Below are 20,071 nucleotides of genomic sequence, written 5' to 3'. Positions count from 1 at the left end.
GATTCTGCACGAAGTGCTTTTTTATTTGATAGGAATTTCCTATCAAATAAAAAATGCTCCAGCCATATGACCGGAGCACTTTCTTTCCATCGCTTTTTTTCGTTTATGCGTCCCCCATAACTCCCCGGATATAAGAGATCACATGGCTCTTTTCCAGCACTCCCACAAAGGCCGCAGCCATGATGGTCCCGCAGCAGGTGCTCATAAGGAAGGGCATCACATACGTAAAAAGCGCCGCCTCTTTTCCCATGAGGACCACTGCCACCGGATAGCAGAGCATCCCGCCCAGGACGCCTGTTCCAATTACCTCTCCCAGGTATGTGGGCAGCAGCTTTCCCGTTTTCTCATACAGGATGCCGCAGAGCAGCGCCCCCACCATGCTCCCCGGAAAGGCCAGAAGGCTTCCGGTTCCCATGAGGTTCCGGATCAGAGAGGTACAGAAGGCCGCCATGACTCCGTAGCCTGGGCCTAAAAATACAGCGCACAAAACGTTGACCATATGCTGGATGGGATAGCATTTGGATACCCCGATGGGGATATAAAAGCCCGATAACGCCACGGTCAGCGCCGCCAGCATGGCCGCTGTTACTGTTTTTTTCAAAGAAATCTTCATGACCCTCTCCCCCTACTCTTCAAAAATATTTACGATCTCTCCATCCAGGATCCGGTTCATATTCTTTACCGCGCAGAAATTCCCGCACATGGAGCATGTATCTTCCTTTTCCGGCTTTGCCTCTGCCCGGTACCGTCTGGCCTTTTCCGGATCAATGGCCAGGGAAAACATCTTCTCCCAGTCCAGATTTTTTCTTGCCAGGCTCATTTCATTGTCCCAGTCCATGGCCGACGGGATCCCCTTGGCGATATCCGCCGCATGGGCAGCGATCCGGGACGCGATGATCCCCTCCTTTACATCGTCCACATTGGGAAGCCTTAAATGCTCCGCCGGAGTCACATAGCAGAGGAAGGACGCGCCTGCCGCTGCTGCCAGGGCTCCTCCAATGGCCGCCGTAATATGGTCATATCCGGGGGCCACGTCGGTCACCAGCGGTCCCAGAACATAAAACGGGGCTCCCTTGCAGATCTCCTTCTGGATCCGCATATTGGCCTCGATCTGGTTTAAGGGCATATGGCCCGGCCCCTCGATGATCACCTGGACATCCTTTTCCCAGGCCCGTCTTGTCAGCTCTCCCAGGGTCACTAATTCCTCGATCTGGGAAATATCGCTGGCGTCCTTAAGACACCCCGGACGGCAGGCGTCTCCCAGGCTTAAGGTCACGTCGTACTCCCGGCAGATCTCCAGAATGTCGTCAAAATGCTCATAAAACGGGTTTTCCTTCCCCGTCATCTCCATCCACGCAAAGATAATGGAGCCGCCCCGGGAAACGATATTGGTGAGATGCCTGTTTTCTTTAAAGCGCTTTGCCGTTGACCGGTTGATGCCGCAGTGGATGGTCATAAAGTCCACGCCGTCCTCCGCGTGCATCCGGACGATATCCAGCCACTCTTCGGTGGTGATCTCCTTTAAGGCCTTGTGATAATATACCACAGCGTCGTAAATCGGTACGGTGCCGATGATAGCCGGACATTCTGCTGTGAGCCGTCTCCGGAAAACGCGGGTATCTCCAAAGGAGCTGAGATCCATGATCGCTTCCGCTCCCATGGCCACGGCCCGGTTCACCTTCTCCACCTCCGTGTCCAGATCCATGCAGTCTCTGGAGGTCCCCAGGTTCACATTGATCTTCGTCTTCAGCATGGAGCCGATGCCGTTGGGATCCAGGGCCTTATGGACCCGGTTGCAGGGAATGGCCGCCCGGCCCTCTGCCACCCACTGACGGATCTCCTCCGCCGTCCTCTTCTCTTTTCTGGCCACCAGCTCCATTTCCCGGGTAATGATCCCCTTTCTGGCCGCGTCCATCTGTGTTGTGTAATCCATATCCGCTCTCCTTCCATGATTTTTGAAAAAGAGGAAAGAAACATGAAAAAAAGGAACCTATCCCAAACGGATAAGTTCCTCCAATGACTCGCTTCATTCCTACGCCGGCATTATCCGTATCAGGTTCAACAGGTCGGAATCGTTCCTTCATTCCCTCTCAGCCTGCCGCGGCAAGCTCCCTCTTTTTCCATATTCAGTTTACGGTTCCGCCTTTCTGTGCGGCCCCGGCACATCTGATGTGCATGGTATTATCATACCACGATTTTTCCAGATTGCAAGAAAAACCTGATATTTACCCGATGGGCTCAAAATCCGCGGCTCCATGCTTGCATAAGGGACAGATATAGTCGTCGGGAAGGGTATCTCCCTCATAAATGTATCCGCAGATCTTGCAGACAAAGCCCTTTTTGCCGTCTGTTTCCGGCTTCGGCTTCACATTCTTCTGGTAATACGTATAGGTCATGGTCTCCTTATCGCTCATGACGCGGGCCTCTGTAACGGTACAGATGAACATGCCGTGAGTATCCAGATCCACGTACTGTTCCACCTTTAAGGACATGAAGGCGTTGATGTACTTGGGAAGGAACACCAGGTCGTTATCGGACCGGCATGTCTCCCAGCTTTCAAATTTGTCCACGTTCCGGCCGCTCTGGAAGCCGAAATTCTGGAATACCTCAAAGGGCGCTTCCACAGACAGGCAGTTGACGTTTAAGATCCCTGTCTTTTTGATCACATGATGGGAATAATTGGCCTTATTGATGTTCACCGCCACCCGGAACGGATTATCCGTCAGCTGGCTCACCGTATTCACGATCAGGCCATTATCCCTGGTCCCGTCGTTGGAGGTGACCACATAAAGACCGTAGCCGATCTTAAATAAAGCGGTCATGTCGTGCTTATTGGCCTTTTCATCGGATCTGGCGATATACTCCCGGCACAGCTCCTCGGCCATGGCGTCGATCTCCTTTAAATTATCCTCGCTTAAGGAGGAGGTGATCTTTACAGTCGTATTGAGCCAGGTGATGTCCTTGGAGCCCTCCAGCATTCCCTTCATGATCTTTGCTGCCATGGGAGCCCAGGAGCCGTTTTCCATCAGTCCCACCGTGCGCTTTTTAAAGCCCCGCTCCGTCAGATGGTCGATGAATTCCCGCATGAAGGGGAAGATATCGGCATTATAGGTGGTGGTGGCCAGTACCAGCTTGCCGTAACGGAAAGCGTTTTCCACAGCCTTTGACATATCCATCCGGGCCAGATCGCATAAGACCACTTTGGGGCATCCTTTTTCCGTCAGCTTCGCTGCCAGCGTCTCAGCCGCCTTTTTCGTATTTCCATATACGGATGTATAAGCGATGACCACGCCGTCGTCCTCCACCCCGTAGGAAGACCAGGTATGGTATTTTTCCAGGTAGTGGCCCAGATTTTCCTTTAACACCGGTCCGTGCAGGGGGCAGATGGTCTGGATATACAGCGCAGAGGCCGCCTTTAACAGGTTCTGCACCTGTGCCCCGTACTTGCCCACGATCCCGATATAATACCGTCTCGCCTCGTCATCCCAGTCCTCTTCCACATCCAGAGCCCCGAATTTTCCGAAGCCATCGGCAGAAAACAGGACCTTATCCGTGCTGTCATAGGTCACCATGACCTCCGGCCAGTGGACCATGGGAGCAAATACAAAATTTAACACATGTTTTCCCAGGGAAAGGCTGTCCCCGTTTTTCACCTCCAGGGTCCGGCCTTCTAAATCCATGGAGCGGAAGAAATTCCCAACCATACAGAAGGTCTTTGCATTGGCCACGATCACTGCCTCTGGATAAGCCTTCATAAAATTCTGGATATTGGCCGAGTGGTCCGGCTCCATATGCTGGACCACCAGATAATCCGGCTTTCTTCCTGCCAGGGCTTTCTCCACATTGTCCAGCCATTCATGGGTGAATTTTCCATCCACCGTATCCATAACGGCAATTTTTTCATCTTTTATCACATAGGAATTGTAGGCCATTCCGTTGGGGACCCGATACTGTCCCTCAAACAGATCCACCTGGTGGTCGTTGACGCCTGCATAAATGATATCGTCGGTAATATACACGGATCTCATTCTCCTTTTCTTATTGAATCTGTTGCCTGTCCCAGCGCATTCTGCGCAGCTGCATACAATGTTAATTTTACTACAATCCCGTCGGATTTTCAAGACTGGCAGCGTCATGTTCCGGATCCGTTTCAAAACATTCATAACATTCCGAATCGTTTACGTATTCCATTTTTTAATCGGATGTTTTCAATATAATGCGTTAATTATCCGCTAAATATTGAAAACTTTGCTGGATTTTTTGCACAATATATGGTATTATGGTATAGTATTCAACATACTTTTTTCAATCTATTACAAAGGGGGAAACGCCATGAAAGAAAAGACCGTAGAGAAGAAACCGTTGCTGGCCCGTTTCATGGACGGAGTTGAGACTGTCTGCAATAAGCTGCCGCCGCCGACCATGCTGTTCGTGTTCCTGTTCTTTATTGTGGCCATCCTGGGAACGATCTTCACCTTCCTGGGCACCAGTCTCACCAATCCGGCCACCGGAGAGATCGTCATGTCAAAGAACTTCTTTTCAAAAGAAGGCCTTCTCTGGTTCTTGGACAATATGGTGAAAAACTTCACCGGCTTCGCCCCCCTTGGTCTTGTGCTTACCATGACCATCGGCACCGGTATCTGTGAGGAAGCCGGGATGCTCAATTCTCTTTTAAGAAGCTCCATGAAAAATGTTCCCGCTGCCCTGGTCCCCTATGTATGCGTGCTCATCGGCATCATCGGAAACCTGGCCTCCGACGCCGCCAGCGTTATGGTACCGCCCCTGGCTGCCATGGCCTTCATGGGTGTTGGAAAGCATCCGGTGGCCGGTATGATCTGCGGCTATATCGGAGCCCAGGTGGGCTACGCCGCCAATCCGGTCATCTCCGGTACGGATACGCTCCTTATGGGGATCACCAACGATACCCTGGCTTCCTTTATGGGAGATTCCGCTTTTACCGTGGACGTGACCTGCAACTGGATCTTTAAGATCGCTTCCACTGTTCTCTGTGTAGTCGTTATCGGAATCCTTGTACAGAAGATCGTGGAGCCCAGATTCGGCGTTTACCACGGCGAACTGGAAAAAATGGAAGACCTGACTCCGTCTGAGAAAAAGGGGCTCCGGGCCTCCGGGATCTCGACCCTGGTCTATGTGGCCTGTCTGCTGGTCCTGTTCTTCACAGGAGTCATTGCAGCCGAAGACGGCGGCCTCATCGGTTCTCCGTTCTTAAAGGGCCTGATCCCCATTATCTTCCTTCTGTTCGTCATCGCGGGCGTTTCCTACGGCTATGCCTCCGGAAACTTTAAGGGTCTGGTGGACATCCATAAGGCCATTGTAAAACAGATGGCTGCCATGGGTACCTACGTGGGCTTCTGTTTCTTCTGCGGACAGTTCCAGGGTCTGTTCTCCTGGACCAACCTGGGAGCCATGTCCGCCATTGCAGGCGCAGATTTCCTGGAAAGCATTGGCTTTACGGGGATCCCCATGTGCATTGGCTTCATTATCCTCGTAACCCTGGTGGACGTATTCTTCAGCTCCGGCTCTGCAAAATGGGCGATCTTCGCTCCGATCTTCGTTCCCATGTTCCTGCTGCTGGACTACCATCCCGGCTTTACCCAGATCATTTATCGTCTGGGCGACTCCGCTGGAAACCTCTTCGGCCCCACCTCCGCTTATCTCTGGATGCTTTTAAGCGTGGCCCAGGCCAAGTACGATAAGAACTTAAAGATCGGCCAGATCATCTCCTGCAACCTGATGGTAGCCGTGATCCTGGAGGTCTTCTGGATCCTCTTACTGGTTGCCTGGATGCTTTTAGACCTTCCCATCGGCCCCGGCATCAATGTATTCATGCCCGCAGCCATGTAGCTTCTGCATGGCGGGATCCTGCCAAATATAAAAAGCCGTCCGGCTTCCACCTCCGGAATACGTGTGAAAACGTACTCCGGCCGGAAGCCGGACGGCTTTTTCCGTTCCAGTCTGATCACAGGATGACCACCTCTGCCCCAAAGGGCAGGAGAGCCAGCTTTGCCAGCTTAAACTGCTGGAGACCGAAGGGGATCCCCAGAATGGTCACACAGAGGAGCAGGCCCATGGCCACATGCTCCAGGGCCAGGGGAAGCCCCGATACCAGAAGCCAGATCACGTTCAGAAGAAAGGAGCCTGCGCCTCCGCCGTACCGGACCTCCTTCCCAAAAGGGAAAAAGCTTAAGGACGCCAGCTTAAAGCATTGGAGCCCCACCGGGATCCCAATGACAGTGATGCACCAGAGGCAGCCCGTCAGGCACCAGCTTAGGCCCCCGATGGCTCCTCCAAAAATAAACCATAAAACATTTCCAAGAATTCCCATTTTCCTTCCTCCTCCCTCCGTTTATCCCCAGTCCTTAAACGCCTCCTCATAAGCGTTCCTGGTCCGGCCGTCAAAGCAGACCATCTGCACCTCCATATCCTGGTGGTCCTCCAAAAAACGGAGAATGGTCCCCACGGCGATGGGAGCGGCCTTCTCCAGGGGAAATCCATAGATCCCCGTACTGATGGACGGAAAGGCCACAGTTTTGCAGCCATGATCCGCCGCCAGCTTAAGACAGCTTTCGTAACAGCTTTTTAACAGAGCTTCCTCTCCCTCTCCTCCGCCGTTCCAGACGGGCCCCGGCGTATGGAGCACGAAACGGGCTGGAAGCCGGTAACCGTTGGTGAGCTTTGCCTGGCCGGTGGCACAGCCGCCCAGGGTCCGGCATTCTGCCAAAAGCTCCGGCCCCGCTGCCCGGTGGATGGCGCCGTCCACTCCGCCTCCGCCCAGAAGGCTGGTATTGGCCGCGTTGGCAATGGCGTCCACAGCAAACGTTGTGATATCTCCCTGGACGATGGAGAAGCGGGAGGCGGCCGCTTTCTGTCTTTGGTTCTCATTGTTTTCCATAAATTCCATGCGCCCTCCTTTCTCTGGATCTTTGGACATTATACCAGAATTCCCCCTTCCATATTTTAACGTTTGCTTACGGACTCCTTACATTTCTCCACTATCCCCGGAAAACTCCGGCCACAGCCTCTGCGATCCTCACCAGGATGCTCCAGAGACGCTGGAAGATGTTTCCCTCAGCCTGGAAATCCTCACTCATGGCCGGTACACTGTCTTCCTCTGTTTCCTTTGTGCCCTCCGTCCGCAGGATGATCTGGAGGCTCTGGGGCTCCGGATTCTCCCCGGAGGTAAAGGAAACCTTTTCTGCATGGATATCGGCATTGAGAATGGTCATATCCTCTCCCGTATATTCCTCCCATTTTTCATCAGCCAGATCCTCCACGGTATTTTTCGCATCCCGGATCACTCCGGTCTCAGAAAGCCCGGAAAGAGCTGCGGAAAGGGCGGAGCTTAAGCCCTCAATGGTCTTTTTCGTTCCTGCATCCAGGGGCTCTCCGGCTTTTTTAAGGCTTTCCTCCACGTTGGAAAGCAGGGTGTGCATGGCGTCCGTCCCCCGCACGGCGCTGTCGATCAGAAGCCCCGTATCCTTAAGGGACGAAGAGGCTGTGCCGTGATACGTATTTAAGATCCCGGTGAGCCGGTCCACATGCTCCACCAGACTCTGGCCCGTGGCCGCTGTATGCCTCAGGGTATCGGCCACATCGCCCGTATCGCTCAGGACATTTTCCAGGGATTCCCCGTCCCGGTGTACCCGGTAAATGATATGCTCCAGGGTGGAAATGGACTGGGTCACAGATCCGATCATGGATTCCAGCCTGGATGGCTTTTCAGCCGCTCCCACCAGGGCCTCCAGGGCCCCGATCAGCCTGGAAAGCCCTTTTCCGGCGATCTCGGTCCCCACGCCGGCCAGGTCTCCGAGAGCGTCCCCGACCGCGTCGGAGCCGCTGGCTGTAATCGCTTCATACTTCTCCCAGCCCTCATCCGCAAAGCCGCCGCAGAATCCGGAAAGCTGCTCCATCAGTTCCTCCCGTTCCTGGTCGGAGATCCCCAGAACGTCTCCATGGCCCTGGATCTGCTCCTGGAGCTCCTTTAATCTGGCGATCACTTTCTTAAGCTCTGCCACCCGCTTCCTGACGGCCTCTTTTTTCTCCTTCAGCTCCTCCAGATCCTTCCTGAGCCTTGCCAGCCCATCCTCCAGATCTCCCACATCATGGCGGGTATCATAAAGAAGATCTGCGGTATCGTTTAAGTCCATGGTCACATGCTTAAGCCCGTAGCCCAGGCTCTCCAGCTGGTCGTCCAGGGCCTGGACCGAGGTGTTCATGGAATTTAATTCCCCATTCATATCCTCCAGGGCCTTTCTGGCCTCCTCCACATAGGCCGGGAAGGGGATCCCCCGGTCAGACAGCTCCTTTAAAAGAGCCAGGGCCTGGTCGGCGTCCACATAGATCCCTCCCTTGGCGTCTGAAAGGATCTGTCGGGACCGGTCCAGCTGTCCCAGGCCCTCCACCGTGCTCCCCAGGCCTCCCTGGAGTCCGTCCAGACTGTCCAGGACCACGTCCAGGCTGTCCCCGATGGCGTCTGCAGAATCCTTCACCGTGTCCCTGGCCTTCCTAAGATCCTCCAGCCGCTCCAGCTGGCTGATGGTCACTGGAGCCATGAGAAACAGCAGGCCGGAAAACTCCAGGTCATTGCTGCCGATCTCCAGCTCAAAATGCTGCTCCTCCCCGGGCATCACCATAAACAGCACGGTCTTCATGCTGCCGATGGACTGGATCTGGGCTCCCGGAGCCTCCACGCTGAGGTTCTGGTCCATGTCCACCACGGCGGCGATCTCCATGGTCATATTATTTCTGAAATATTCGCTGGTACCGGTGTTGGGCACCGCGTCAATGGAGATTTTTAAGACGCCCTTTTCATGGGCCAGTTCCTCCAGCCTCCGCTCCACGCCGTTTAAACGGTAGGACACGGCGATATCCCAGGGCAGGGTCTCCGAAACCTCCTCCGGCTCCATGCGGCCTTCAAAATAGAACCTGTCGTTCTCCGGCTCCTCCAGAAGACGGAAGATCACCGTATCCCCGTCCACCTCCGGCTCCTCCATCCCGGTCATGTTATGGACCGCCTGGTATGTGCCCCGGTCTGTGATCTCTCTGGCCCCATGAAGCTCATAGCTTTTCACCACACTGGCTTCCGATATGCCTCCGTAGGGGTCCATGGTCACGTACATGGCCTCGTCGCAGACCGGAACTCCGGCCGCGCCGAAGCTGGCGATCCCGGCAGACGCCGCCATCACTGCCGCCAGGGTCCCGCTGACGGCTCTCTTTATCTTTTTATCCATACCTTTCATTCCTGTCCCTCCCTGCATGTTTGTTTTCCCGGCCGCGCCATTCTCCGCGCCCTTCGTTCCACTGCCCTCTGCTGCTGGCGCCGGATGGGCTTATCAAAGGCAGCCAGAAGCGCCGGAAGCAGCGAAAGCACCAGGATCATAGAAAGCAGCGCGCCCCTTCCCACCAGCCTTCCTACCTGGGAAATGGCCTGGATGGAGGAAGTAAAATAAAGGAGATACCCCACCACCGTCAGGATCCCGCCGGACGTAAGGATGGAGATGGCGCTTTTGGCAATGGCTGTGACCGCCGCATCCCGGCTTCCCATGGTCTCTCTGAACTCCATATAGTTGTTTGTCATAAGGATCGAGTAATCAATGGTGGCTCCCAGCTGTAAGCAGCTTACGATGATGTAGCCGATATAGACCATGCTGTCGCCAATGATATAGGGGATCGTCATATTTAAGTAAATGGCCACCTCAATGGGGATGATGACCAGGACCGGCACCATCACCGAATGGAAGGTCAGCATGACCACCAGGGCCACTCCTGCCAGAGAAATGATGGATACCCGGTTGTAATCGTCGGTCAGGATATCCCGGATATCCATGGTGGTGGGCGTCATGCCGATCACATAGGAGTCCTCTGGATAATATTTTTTCACGATCTCCGTCAGTTTTTCACTGCACTGGAAGGAGTAGCTGCTCTCCTCCCTGTTCTCCATGGAGATCAGGATCCTGGCGTAAGAGCCGGTCCGGAGCTGCTTTGTAACAGTTTCCGGCAGAAAGCTTTCCGGGATCCCCTGTGGAAGAGTCCCAGCCATGGACAGGGCGTAGTCGATAAATTCCTGGTCCTCCAGCTCCTCTGTCAGCCTGCGCTCTTTTATGACGTTTCCGTTGGGCACCATGGCGATGATCACATTGGACTTTCCAAACACGTCCTCGATGGCCCGGGAGTCCTCATAGACCCGGGTGCCTGGACCGGAGCCCAGGGCGTCGTCCCCGTAATAAAAGTAGTTCATGGACTGTCCAAAGTAACAGGGGACCGCACAGAAGGCCGCTGCTGCCAGCACCGGGATCCGGATCCTGTACATCAGCTTTCCCAGGCCGTCCAGCGGCGGAAGGAAGGATCTGTGGGCTGTTTTCTCGATCTTCTTATCGAACCGCAGGATCAGCGTGGGCATCAGAAACAGGACCGTCACCAGGCTGCATACGATCCCCTTGGTAAGGACGAAGCCCACATCCCTGCCAATGGTAAATTTCATCAGCGCAATGACCAGGAAGCCCACGATGGTGGTCGCGCCGCTGGCCAGGATCGAGCTGCAGGATTTCTCGATGGCGGCCTCCATGGCCGGACGTGAATCCACTCCCGACTGTTTGATGGCCGTATACGTATGTAAAAGGAAAATAGAATAGTCCATGGACACCGCCAGCTGCAGGATCGCCGCTGTGGAGAATGTAAAGAAGGAGATCCTGCCGAACATGATGTTGGAGCCCATGTTCAGCACAATGGCCACTGCCATGACCAGGATAAACAGGAACGGCTCAAACCATGAGGTGGTGGTCAGGGTCAGGATCAGCCAGATGATCACCACTGCCATTCCGATGGCCATGGCGATCTCCCGGGTAATGGATTCCTGACGCTCCTTACTGGAAACGGCGCTCCCGGCAAAGCATCCCCTGTCTTTTCCCACAATGCCATAGATCTCGTTTATGGCCTTATGGGTGGAGGCGTCTGAATCCCCGTCCTCAAAAATGATCTGGTATACCGCGTTCCCATCTTTATAGAACCGGTCTGTCAGGCTGTTCTTTATAAAGGCATCTGTGGAATAAACATTGGCGGCCAGGTCCGGACCTACCACCAGGTCCACGCCATCCACCCGTGAGATCCTCTGGCGGATGGTCCGGGCCTCCGGCAGGGTCACGTCCTTTACCATGATCCGGGCCATGCCGGGATAACCGAATTCCTGCTCCATCACATCCAGCGCCTGCTTGGTGGGGGCAAAATCTGGAAGATACTTGCTCAGATCATAGTTGACGCCCACAAACGGGTAACAGACGGCGCAGAGAATGGTCATGGCAATAAAGAATTTTTCAATGATCCTTCCTCTTTGAACAATAAAATGGGCCATTTTTTTCAACATAGCTTTCATTCCTCATTATTTTTTTGTTATTAGTTTTAAATATGTTTATCATACATACTGTTGATTTTCCTTCTGGGATGTATTATAATATACCGCAGGACCGGATGCAATCATTAGTATTTTAATGTTTTGCTGTTTAATGAACACGGAAATTTTAATATGTCAAAAATGGAGGAAAATCCATGAGAAATCCCAAAGAAGACCGGCGCGTCCGCCGGACCCAGAAACTTTTAAAAGAGAGCCTGGTACAGCTTATGTCTGAAAAAGCGTTTAAGGACATCACCATCAAGGACATCACAGAACGGGCTGACTTAAACCGGGGTACCTTCTATCTCCACTACTCCGATACATACGATCTTCTGACTGCCATGGAAAACGGAGTGCTGGAGGACTTCCAGGAGATGATCACCGCCTATATGCCCTCCAGGCCGGGAAACGGTCTGATGCCGGTGCTGCTCCCCATCGTCCACTACATCGTGGAAAATGAACAGATCTGTAAAAATCTGTTTGAAAACAACGTTTCCAATGAATTTGTGACTAAATTTAAGGAACTGATCCGTAAAAACGGCGGCGCGCTCATCGAGCGGCTGTATCCCGCCTGTCAGACGGCCGATTCCGAATACTTTTTTGAATTTATCACCTATGGCCTTATCGGGATCATTAAAAAATGGCTGGACAACGGAATGCCCCAGACCGAGGAGGAGATCGCCCGCATGTCCAGCGACGCCGTCCTTTCCCTGGCCCGGTCCTTTTTTGCGGCATGATCTTTCCGGGCCGCTCCGTGTCCTGTGCATTCCCTCTTTCTGGCCGCCCCGTGCCCTCCCGGGAGTTTCCGGTTTTTTCTGGAAATTTCCCCGGGATTTTTTTATTTTCCTCTTGATTTTTTTACTCGTCTATATTATCATCAATATATGAACACTTATTCATATATTGATCCTGACTAATCTTAAAAAAGACATCCGGAGGGCATAATTATGGAAGAGAATAAACATCTGCACGGACCGGAAGATCCTGCAGAAAACAGCTGCGGCCATGAGGGGTGCGGCTGCGGCCACGAGCACGTACATGAGCAGGAACATTCCCATGAGCATAGTCATGAGCATTCCCATGACGGGCAATGCTCCTGCGGCCACGAGCACAGCCATGAACACGGACATTCCCACGAACATTCTCACGAGCACTCCCACGACGGACAGTGCTCCTGCGGCTGCGGACATGAACACAGCCACGAACATGGCCATTCCCATGAACACTCTCACGAGCACTCCCACGACGGGCAATGCTCCTGCGGCTGCGGACATGAGCACAGCCACGAGCACGGCCATTCCCATGAGCATTCCCACAGCCATGGACACCACAATGCCCCAGGCTCCCCCTGTACAGTCTATGTGATGAAAAACATTGACTGCGCCAACTGCTCTGCCAAGATCGAAGCGAAAATAAAGGAGCTCCCGGAGGTGGACGACGCCGTCCTCACCTTTGCTACCAGACAGCTCCGGGTCTACTCCTCCGCCGGCACGGCTCTCCTTCCCAAAATGCAGGAGATCGCTGATAAGATCGAGCCCGGCACAGTGATCGAAGTCAGATCCAGAAATCCCAAGGCCCCGTATGTGGTCTACAACCTGGAAAATATCGACTGCGCCAACTGCTCCGCCAAGATCGAGGCGAAAATAAAGGAGCTCCCGGAGGTGGACGACGCCGTCCTCACCTTTGCCACCAGGCAGCTCCGGGTCTACTCCTCCGCCGGTACGGCCCTCCTTCCCAAAATGCGGGAGATCGCCGATAAGATCGAGCCCGGTACCCGGATCACAGTCCGGGAGGAGGGAAAACGTCAGAAAGACGTTCATAATGAGAAGCATTCCAGCGATCTTCCTGAGATCCTGGCCGGAGCCGGACTGTTCATCGCCGGTTCTCTTCTCACCGGCCCCATGCCCGGCGTCTCCATTCTCTGCTTTGTGATCGCTTACCTGATCCTGGGGAAGGACGTGCTTTTTACCGCCCTTAAAAACATGAAGACCGGCCATGTCATGGATGAAAACTTCCTTATGAGCCTGGCGACCCTGGGAGCCTTTGTGATCCGGGAATACGGAGAGGCCGTGGGCGTTATGCTGTTTTACCGCATCGGCGAGGCTTTTGAGCACCGGGCTGTGGAAAAGAGCCGCAGCCAGATCATGGACGCTGTGGATCTCCGTCCGGAAACCGTGCTCCTGGACGAAGGCGGCTCCATCCGGGAGATCCCGGCAGAATCTGCCCGCATCGGCCAGGTGATCCAGGTACGTCCCGGCGACCGGATCCCCCTGGATGGCGTGATCATCGAGGGAGAAAGCCGTCTGGATACCTCCCCCATCACCGGCGAGCCGGTTCCGGTGGCCGTCAGGGAAGGCAGCTCCGTTTTATCCGGCTGTGTCAATACCTCCGGCCTCTTAAAGCTCCGGGTGGAAAAAGAGCTTTCTGAATCCATGGTCACCAGGATCCTGGATTCTGTGGAAAATGCCGCCGCCCAGAAGCCCCAGGTAGAACGGTTCATCACAAAATTCGCCCGGATCTACACCCCTGTGGTAGTAGCCCTGGCTGCCGTCACCGCCATCCTCCCGTCCCTCTTTACAGGAGACTGGAACCACTGGGTCTACACAGCCCTGACCTTCCTTGTCATCAGCTGTCCCTGCGCCCTGGTCTTAAGCGTTCCCCTGTCCTTCTTCTCCGGCATCGGAGCCGGATCCAGAAAGGGGATCCTTTTTAAAGGCGGGATCGCCCTGGAGGCCTTAAAGAATGTAAAGGTCGTGGTCATGGATAAGACCGGAACCATCACCAAAGGAAACTTCGTAGTACAGACCGTATCTCCCTCCGGCTCCATGAAAAAGGAAGAACTTCTGGCCCTGGCCGCTGCCTGTGAGACCGCCTCCACCCATCCTATCGGCATCAGCATCCTGGCGGCTGCCAGAGACCAGTCCCTTTCCGTGGAAACGCCCAGGGACCTGGCTGAGATCCCGGGAAAGGGGATCCGTGCCGTCACCTCTGCAGGCGTGCTCCTCTGCGGAAACCGGAAGCTTCTGGAGGAAAACCAGGTGGATCTTGCCGGATTTAAGGAAGACTCCGGTTCCACCATGGTCCTGCTGGCAAAGGACGGCGTGTATGCCGGCTCCATTTCCATTTCCGATACCATAAAACCGGAGGCGTCCGCTGCCATCGCATCCCTTAAGAAAATGGGGATCCAGACGGCCATGCTCACCGGAGACAGCGAAGCCGCTGCAAACGCCGTGGCCTCCTCCACCGGCATCGACCGGGTATATGCAAAGCTCCTTCCCGGCGATAAGCTGGATCTTTTACAGAATCTCCGGAAGGAAGCTGGAAACGCCATGTTCGTAGGCGACGGCATCAACGACGCGCCGGTGCTGGCAGGAGCCGACGTGGGCGCCGCCATGGGCAGCGGAGCTGACGCAGCCATCGAGGCCGCCGACGTGGTCTACATGACCTCCAGCATGGAAGCCATTCCCGAATCCATCCGCATTGCAAAAAAGACCGGGGCCATCGCCGCCCAGAACGTGGTCTTTGCCCTGGCCGTGAAGGTCCTGGTCATGATCCTGGGGCTGGCAGGCTTTGCCTCCATGTGGATGGCCGTATTTGCCGATTCCGGCGTGGCCATGCTCTGCGTGTTAAATTCCATCCGGGTATTATATAAGAAAAACTAACGCAAAAAATTTAAACTTCATTTCATCTGGGCATTTTCCGGGAAGCTTCCTTGAAAATGCCCAGTTTTTCTCATGTCTGTTCCATCTGCCGGAAATGGAGCCTCCACTCCCAAAAGCCGGCATTCCACAGCATCCCCTCTCCCCGCCGGAACCCTGGACAGGAAGATCCCATACAATAAACCATAGCATTTTTCCGGGAGGGAAATCATGAAAAAAATCGTCTGCGGGATCCTGGCAGGATGTCTGGTCCTTGCCACAGCCACCGGCTGCCAGAAAAACGCATCCGGCAAAACGCCCATCACCTTAAACGAAGTGGCCCATTCCATCTTCTATGCGCCCCAGTACGCCGCCATTGAGCTGGGATATTTTGATGAAGAGGGACTGGACGTGACCCTGGTCAACGGAGGCGGAGCCGATAAGGTCATGACGGCTCTGGTATCCGGAGAAGCCGACATCGGCTTCATGGGCTCTGAGGCCTCTGTCTATACCTATGCCAACGGAGAAGCCGACTACGCCGTAAACTTTGCCCAGCTGACCCAGAGGGCCGGGAACTTTCTGGTGGGCCGGGAACCGGAGCCGGATTTCCAGTGGGAAAACTTAAAAGGGAAAAAGGTCCTGGGAGGAAGGGCAGGCGGCATGCCCCAGATGGTCTTTGAATACATCTTAAAAAAGAACGGCATCGATCCAAAGACAGATCTTTCCATCGACCAGAGCATAAACTTCGGTCTCACTGCCGCCGCCTTTACCAGTAACGACGCAGACTACACCGTGGAGTTCGAGCCATTTGCCACTGCCCTGGAGCAGGAAGGAAACGGCCATGTGGCAGCTTCCCTGGGAGAAAGCTCCGGCTATGTGCCCTACACGGCATATTGTGCAAAGAAAAGCTATATTGAAAAAAATCCGGAAATCATACAGAAATTCACAAATGCGATCCAGAAGGGGCTGGAATACGTCAATTCCCACACATCGGAGGAAATCGCCAAAACCATAAAGCCCCAGTTTAAAGAAACAGATGAGGCCGCCCTGACAGCCATTGTGGAGCGGTATAAGGCCCAGGATACCTGGAAGACCGATACGGTCTTTGAAAAGGAAAGCTTTGATCTGCTCCAGAATATCCTGGAAGAAGCCGGAGAGCTTCCAACCAGAGTGCCTTATGAGGACCTGGTGATCACAGACTTTGCCAGGGCGGCGGTGAAGGAATAAAAACGATTTTTCCCACTCCGCTGACCAGATTTCGTAAGACCTTATTCATATATTTGTAAATTGCTTTTTCTTCCCCTCTCCCTTATAATGGCCATATCACCACTCATTGTGGCATTTGAAGGAGGATTTTGAATTTATGAAAAAATTTACACAGAAAAAACAGTTGACCGCAGTTATCATGGCCGCTTCCCTGGCCTTTGCTTCCCTTACAGGCTGCTCCAGCCCTTCCGCCGGCAAGGAGCCTGCCGGCCAGGAGACCGAGGCCGCGGTAAACGTATCCCTGGACGACGTTTTAAATAAGATCAAAGAAGCCTACGGAGAGGGCTACATCCCCAACACTCCCATGGACGACCAGATGTTAAACGACGTCATCGGCCTTTCTCCGGAGCTGTGCGAATCCTATGTGGCCGAGATGCCCATGATCAGCACCTTCGTGGAGACCTTCATCGGAGTGAAGGCAAAGGAGGGAAAAGGTGACGATGTGGAGAAGGCCCTGACCGAATACAGAGAGCGTCTGGTGGGCGATACCATGCAGTATCCCATGAACGTTTCCAAGATCCAGGCCTCCCAGGTGGTGCGCCACGGCGATTACGTATTCTTCGTGATGTTAGGAGGACCCGATGACGCGGCCATGGAACAGGGCGATGAGGCAGCCTTAAAGTCCGCAGAGGAAAATAACAAGATCGCCATTGACGTGATCGACGGCTTCTTTAAATAAGCCATGGTCTTTTCCAGTCTCTTATTTTTATTCCGTTTTCTGCCGCTGTTCCTGGCCCTCTATTTTCTGGTTCCCAGGAAGCTGCGGAACGGAGTATTATTTATAGGGAGCCTGATCTTCTATGGATGGGGGGAGCCTGTGTATATCTCGCTCCTCCTTTTTTCCACGCTGGTGGATTTTTTCCATGGAAAGCTGGTGGGCCGCTTTTTAGAGCGCGGAAACCGGAAAGCCGCCAGGATGACGGTAGCCTCCTCTGCGTTCATCAATCTGGCCCTTCTGGTGATCTTTAAATATACGGACTTTTTCATCCGTTCCGTCAACAGCCTCACCGGAAGCGGGATCCCTCTCCTGGGCCTGGCCCTTCCCATTGGGATCTCCTTTTATACGTTCCAGACCATGTCCTACACCATCGACGTATACCGGGGCGAAGCTCCGGTCCAGAACAATATCATAAGCTTCGGAGCCTATGTGTCCATGTTCCCCCAGCTCATTGCCGGACCCATTGTCCGCTACCAGGACATTGCCGCGGAGCTGAACACCCGGACCGAAAGCCTTGAGCGTTTTTCCCTGGGGATCCGCCGTTTCGTGGTGGGCCTGGGAAAAAAGGTCCTGCTGGCCAATCAGGCCGGCGCCCTGTGGACGGAGATCACGGCCATCCTTCCTGCGGACCGCAGTGTCCTTATGGTATGGATGGGGATCCTGGCCTTTGCCTTCCAGATCTATTTCGACTTTTCCGGTTATTCCGATATGGCCGTGGGCATGGGCCACATGCTGGGCTTCCATTTTCCGGAAAACTTTAATTATCCGTATATTTCAAAAAGTATTACGGAATTCTGGCGGCGATGGCATATTTCCCTGGGCACCTGGTTTAAGGAATACGTGTACATCCCTCTGGGCGGCAACCGGAAGGGCGGCCTTCTCCAGGTACGGAACATCCTGGTCGTATGGCTCTTAACAGGGATCTGGCATGGCGCCAGCGTAAACTTCCTGTTATGGGGTATCTATTTCGGACTGCTTCTTTTATTAGAAAAGTTTGTACTGATGAAATATTTAAAAAAGCTCCCCTCCCTGCTCCAGTGCACCTATGCGTTTCTTCTGGTGCTCCTTGGCTGGGTGCTGTTCGCCTTTGAGGACATGGGACAAGGGTTCCAGTACCTCCTTCAGATGACCGGAGCCGCCGGGCTCTCCCTCTGTAATGAGCGGACCATATTCCTGCTTTCCGGAAATCTGGTCCTTCTGGCCGCCTGCGCCCTGGGCTCCACCCCCCTGCCGGCCATGGCTGCCGGGAGATGGAAAGACCGTGTCCCGGAACTCCTGTTCCTGGGCCTGGTACTGCTCCTCTCCGTGGCCTACCTGGTAAACGCAACCTATAACCCGTTTTTATATTTCCGCTTTTAGCACAGAAAGGGAGAAGCCATGAAAAAAAATATTTCCTATCCGGCTGTGATGACCGGGCTTTTCTGCGCCTTTCTGGGACTGGGCGCGGCCCTTTCCGTTTTCATGCCCCGACGGACGTTTTCTGAAACGGAAAACCGCTACCTGGCAAAACGGCCGGCCCTTACCTGGGAGGCCGTAAAGAGCGGAAAATTCGGTTCTGATTATGAAATTTATTTAAGCGACCAGTTCCCTTTCCGGGATTCCTGGATCGGCTTTAAGACGGCTGCCGAAAAAGTCCAGTTAAAAAAGGAGATCAACGGCGTCTTTCTGGGAAAGGACGGCTATCTCATCGAGGCCTTTTATGCCGAGGACATGGATCCGGAGCTCTCAAAGAAAAACCTGGACGCCCTGGCGGCCTTTGCCCTCCGCCAGGAGGCGCTTCTGGGAGACGGTCATGTGAAGGTGCTTCTGGCCCCCACGGCCTCTGAGATCCTCACAGAAAAGCTCCCGGCCTCTGCCTCCCCCTTTTCCCAGGCGGCGGCCACGGATTTCCTGGAAAAAGCCGGGCTGTCCTCCATGCTTGTGCCCGTAAGGGACGCCCTTTTACAGGAAGAAGCCGACGGACCGGACCGCCCCCTTTATTACAGGACAGACCATCACTGGACTGCCTCCGGGGCCTATACGGCCTACCAGGCCTGGGCTTCTGCTTCCGGCCTCACGTCCCTGGATCCTTCCGGTTTTTCTGTGGAAACTGTTTCGGAGGACTTTCTGGGCACCATCCACTCCAAGCTCAACGTTCCCGTAAACCCTGACTCCATCGAGCTTTACAGGCCCATCCAGGAGCCGGAATGGAGCGTATTTTATGATGGAAGCCAGGAGCCTGTCCACAGTCTTTACTCTATGGAGGCTTTAAAGACCCGGGATAAATACCGGGTGTTCCTGGACGGGAACCATGGTCTCACAAGGATCGTAAATCCCCAGGCGGACAGCGGCGGGAAGCTTCTTATTATCAAGGACTCCTACGCCCACTGCTTCGCCCCCTTTGCAGCTCTCCATTTCCCGGAGACACTTATGATCGATCTCCGGTATTATAATGGAAGGCTCGGGGACCTGATCCAGGAGCAGGAGATCACCGATGTCCTCGTCCTGTACCAGATCCCTGGATTCTTAAAGGACCGGAATATCAGCAAGCTGGTGTGGGGGTAAAAAACAGCCCCCACACCTTTTTCAGACAGTCTGGAAATCCGGCCCTTTCCACAGGCTCCTCTGCTGTCACGGCCACCCGGCCCAGCTCCTCGCCATCCAGCGTATAGACCAGATAACCGAAAACATCCCCCTCTCCCACCGGCGCTTCCACCGGGCCTTCCAGCTGCAGCTCCTTCTCTATGGCGGAAAAATCCTCTCCATGGAGCCCCAGGAAAGAAAAGCCCTCCCTATACCCGGCCTTTACAAAGTCCCGGACGCCTCCAAGCACCTGGATCTTTGGCAGCTCCGGCGGCGCCTCATCCCGGTACAGACGGCAGTTTCCATATCCATAATTCAAAAGTGCCACCGCATCCTGGAACCGCACCTTATAATCCGGCGCAGCCATGATGGCGGCGATCAGCTCCACCCCGTTTTTTTTCGCTGTGGCCGACAGACAGTATTTGGCAATGCTGGTGGAACCGGTCTTAAGGCCCGTCACCTGGAAATTCACAGGCATCT

The 20,071-nt window shown here is 54.2% G+C and carries 14 protein-coding genes, 1 pseudogene and 1 riboswitch; of the genes and pseudogenes, 7 read left to right on the top strand and 8 right to left on the bottom strand.

Annotated features, from left to right (window positions below; translation table 11 throughout):
- Positions 1-103: 103 nt before the first annotated feature.
- The 3 genes from thiW to WIH05_RS11020 form a co-directional block, all read right to left on the bottom strand.
- Positions 104-613, bottom strand: a complete 510-nt coding sequence (gene thiW, locus WIH05_RS11030) for an energy coupling factor transporter S component ThiW (protein ID WP_022274437.1) — start codon at positions 611-613, stop codon at positions 104-106.
- A gap of 12 nt (positions 614-625) precedes the next feature.
- Entirely contained in the window at positions 626-1,933 is a 1,308-nt protein-coding gene (gene thiC / locus WIH05_RS11025) for a phosphomethylpyrimidine synthase ThiC (protein WP_337425380.1), read from the bottom strand.
- 79 nt (positions 1,934-2,012) lie between these two features.
- Positions 2,013-2,125, bottom strand: a riboswitch (TPP riboswitch).
- 100 nt (positions 2,126-2,225) lie between these two features.
- Positions 2,226-4,019 (bottom strand): flavin reductase, encoded by a 1,794-nt coding sequence (locus WIH05_RS11020; protein WP_337425379.1) that lies wholly within the window; start codon positions 4,017-4,019, stop codon positions 2,226-2,228.
- Positions 4,020-4,332: 313 nt separating this feature from the next.
- Between WIH05_RS11020 and WIH05_RS11015 the strand changes: the two genes are divergently transcribed.
- Complete coding sequence (locus WIH05_RS11015; protein ID WP_022274440.1) at positions 4,333-5,865, top strand: AbgT family transporter; 1,533 nt, start codon at positions 4,333-4,335, stop codon at positions 5,863-5,865.
- Positions 5,866-5,980: 115 nt separating this feature from the next.
- Here WIH05_RS11015 and WIH05_RS11010 read toward each other — a convergent pair whose 3' ends face one another.
- The 4 genes from WIH05_RS11010 to WIH05_RS10995 all read right to left on the bottom strand — a co-directional run bounded on the left by WIH05_RS11010 (position 5,981) and on the right by WIH05_RS10995 (position 11,380).
- Complete coding sequence (locus WIH05_RS11010) at positions 5,981-6,346, bottom strand: YccF domain-containing protein (RefSeq protein ID WP_022273357.1); 366 nt, start codon at positions 6,344-6,346, stop codon at positions 5,981-5,983.
- 21 nt (positions 6,347-6,367) lie between these two features.
- Positions 6,368-6,913, bottom strand: coding sequence for an O-acetyl-ADP-ribose deacetylase (locus tag WIH05_RS11005; RefSeq protein WP_337425381.1), 546 nt, complete (start codon positions 6,911-6,913; stop codon positions 6,368-6,370).
- A gap of 100 nt (positions 6,914-7,013) precedes the next feature.
- Positions 7,014-9,260, bottom strand: coding sequence for a hypothetical protein (locus tag WIH05_RS11000; RefSeq protein ID WP_337425378.1), 2,247 nt, complete (start codon positions 9,258-9,260; stop codon positions 7,014-7,016).
- Positions 9,257-11,380, bottom strand: a complete 2,124-nt coding sequence (locus tag WIH05_RS10995) for an MMPL family transporter (RefSeq protein WP_337425377.1) — start codon at positions 11,378-11,380, stop codon at positions 9,257-9,259. Before WIH05_RS10995 ends, WIH05_RS11000 begins: the two co-directional genes overlap by 4 nt.
- Before the next feature lie 182 nt (positions 11,381-11,562).
- On the opposite strand from WIH05_RS10995, the gene WIH05_RS10990 reads away from it, so the two are divergent.
- From WIH05_RS10990 to WIH05_RS10965, 6 genes are all read left to right on the top strand, one after another.
- On the top strand, positions 11,563-12,144 hold the full coding sequence (locus tag WIH05_RS10990) for a TetR/AcrR family transcriptional regulator (RefSeq protein ID WP_022273350.1): 582 nt from the start codon (positions 11,563-11,565) through the stop codon (positions 12,142-12,144).
- A 210-nt stretch (positions 12,145-12,354) separates the two neighbouring features.
- Entirely contained in the window at positions 12,355-15,069 is a 2,715-nt protein-coding gene (locus WIH05_RS10985; protein WP_337425376.1) for a heavy metal translocating P-type ATPase, read from the top strand.
- A 207-nt stretch (positions 15,070-15,276) separates the two neighbouring features.
- Entirely contained in the window at positions 15,277-16,272 is a 996-nt protein-coding gene (locus tag WIH05_RS10980) for an ABC transporter substrate-binding protein (protein WP_022273347.1), read from the top strand.
- Between the two features lie 136 nt (positions 16,273-16,408).
- Positions 16,409-16,990, top strand: coding sequence for a DUF4358 domain-containing protein (locus tag WIH05_RS10975; RefSeq protein ID WP_022273346.1), 582 nt, complete (start codon positions 16,409-16,411; stop codon positions 16,988-16,990).
- A 3-nt stretch (positions 16,991-16,993) separates the two neighbouring features.
- Positions 16,994-18,388 (top strand): MBOAT family O-acyltransferase, encoded by a 1,395-nt coding sequence (locus WIH05_RS10970; protein WP_022273345.1) that lies wholly within the window; start codon positions 16,994-16,996, stop codon positions 18,386-18,388.
- Positions 18,389-18,406: 18 nt separating this feature from the next.
- Entirely contained in the window at positions 18,407-19,573 is a 1,167-nt protein-coding gene (locus WIH05_RS10965; RefSeq protein ID WP_337425375.1) for a DHHW family protein, read from the top strand.
- On the opposite strand, the pseudogene WIH05_RS10960 reads toward WIH05_RS10965, so the two are convergent.
- A pseudogene (locus WIH05_RS10960) lies at positions 19,551-20,071 on the bottom strand (D-alanyl-D-alanine carboxypeptidase); the annotation flags it as partial. The gene WIH05_RS10965 and the pseudogene WIH05_RS10960 overlap by 23 nt on opposite strands.

The sequence above is a fragment of the Alitiscatomonas sp. genome, assembly GCF_037242085.1.
In the GTDB taxonomy this organism is placed as follows: domain Bacteria; phylum Bacillota; class Clostridia; order Lachnospirales; family Lachnospiraceae; genus Alitiscatomonas; species Alitiscatomonas aceti.
Note: the sequence above shows the minus strand (reverse complement) of the source record. Positions and strands in the feature narration are given on the sequence as shown.

What these genes read in the sequence shown, in the direction of transcription:
- WIH05_RS11010 (WP_022273357.1), bottom strand. Translation starts at nt 6,346, where the DNA reads ATGGGAATTCTTGGAAATGTTTTATGGTTTATTTTTGGAGGAGCCATC.
- thiC (WP_337425380.1), bottom strand. Translation starts at nt 1,933, where the DNA reads ATGGATTACACAACACAGATGGACGCGGCCAGAAAGGGGATCATTACC.
- WIH05_RS10985 (WP_337425376.1), top strand. Translation starts at nt 12,355, where the DNA reads ATGGAAGAGAATAAACATCTGCACGGACCGGAAGATCCTGCAGAAAAC.
- WIH05_RS10970 (WP_022273345.1), top strand. Translation starts at nt 16,994, where the DNA reads ATGGTCTTTTCCAGTCTCTTATTTTTATTCCGTTTTCTGCCGCTGTTC.
- WIH05_RS10990 (WP_022273350.1), top strand. Translation starts at nt 11,563, where the DNA reads ATGAGAAATCCCAAAGAAGACCGGCGCGTCCGCCGGACCCAGAAACTT.
- WIH05_RS10980 (WP_022273347.1), top strand. Translation starts at nt 15,277, where the DNA reads ATGAAAAAAATCGTCTGCGGGATCCTGGCAGGATGTCTGGTCCTTGCC.
- thiW (WP_022274437.1), bottom strand. Translation starts at nt 613, where the DNA reads ATGAAGATTTCTTTGAAAAAAACAGTAACAGCGGCCATGCTGGCGGCG.
- WIH05_RS10995 (WP_337425377.1), bottom strand. Translation starts at nt 11,380, where the DNA reads ATGTTGAAAAAAATGGCCCATTTTATTGTTCAAAGAGGAAGGATCATT.
- WIH05_RS11015 (WP_022274440.1), top strand. Translation starts at nt 4,333, where the DNA reads ATGAAAGAAAAGACCGTAGAGAAGAAACCGTTGCTGGCCCGTTTCATG.
- WIH05_RS10975 (WP_022273346.1), top strand. Translation starts at nt 16,409, where the DNA reads ATGAAAAAATTTACACAGAAAAAACAGTTGACCGCAGTTATCATGGCC.
- WIH05_RS11000 (WP_337425378.1), bottom strand. Translation starts at nt 9,260, where the DNA reads ATGAAAGGTATGGATAAAAAGATAAAGAGAGCCGTCAGCGGGACCCTG.
- WIH05_RS10965 (WP_337425375.1), top strand. Translation starts at nt 18,407, where the DNA reads ATGAAAAAAAATATTTCCTATCCGGCTGTGATGACCGGGCTTTTCTGC.
- WIH05_RS11005 (WP_337425381.1), bottom strand. Translation starts at nt 6,913, where the DNA reads ATGGAAAACAATGAGAACCAAAGACAGAAAGCGGCCGCCTCCCGCTTC.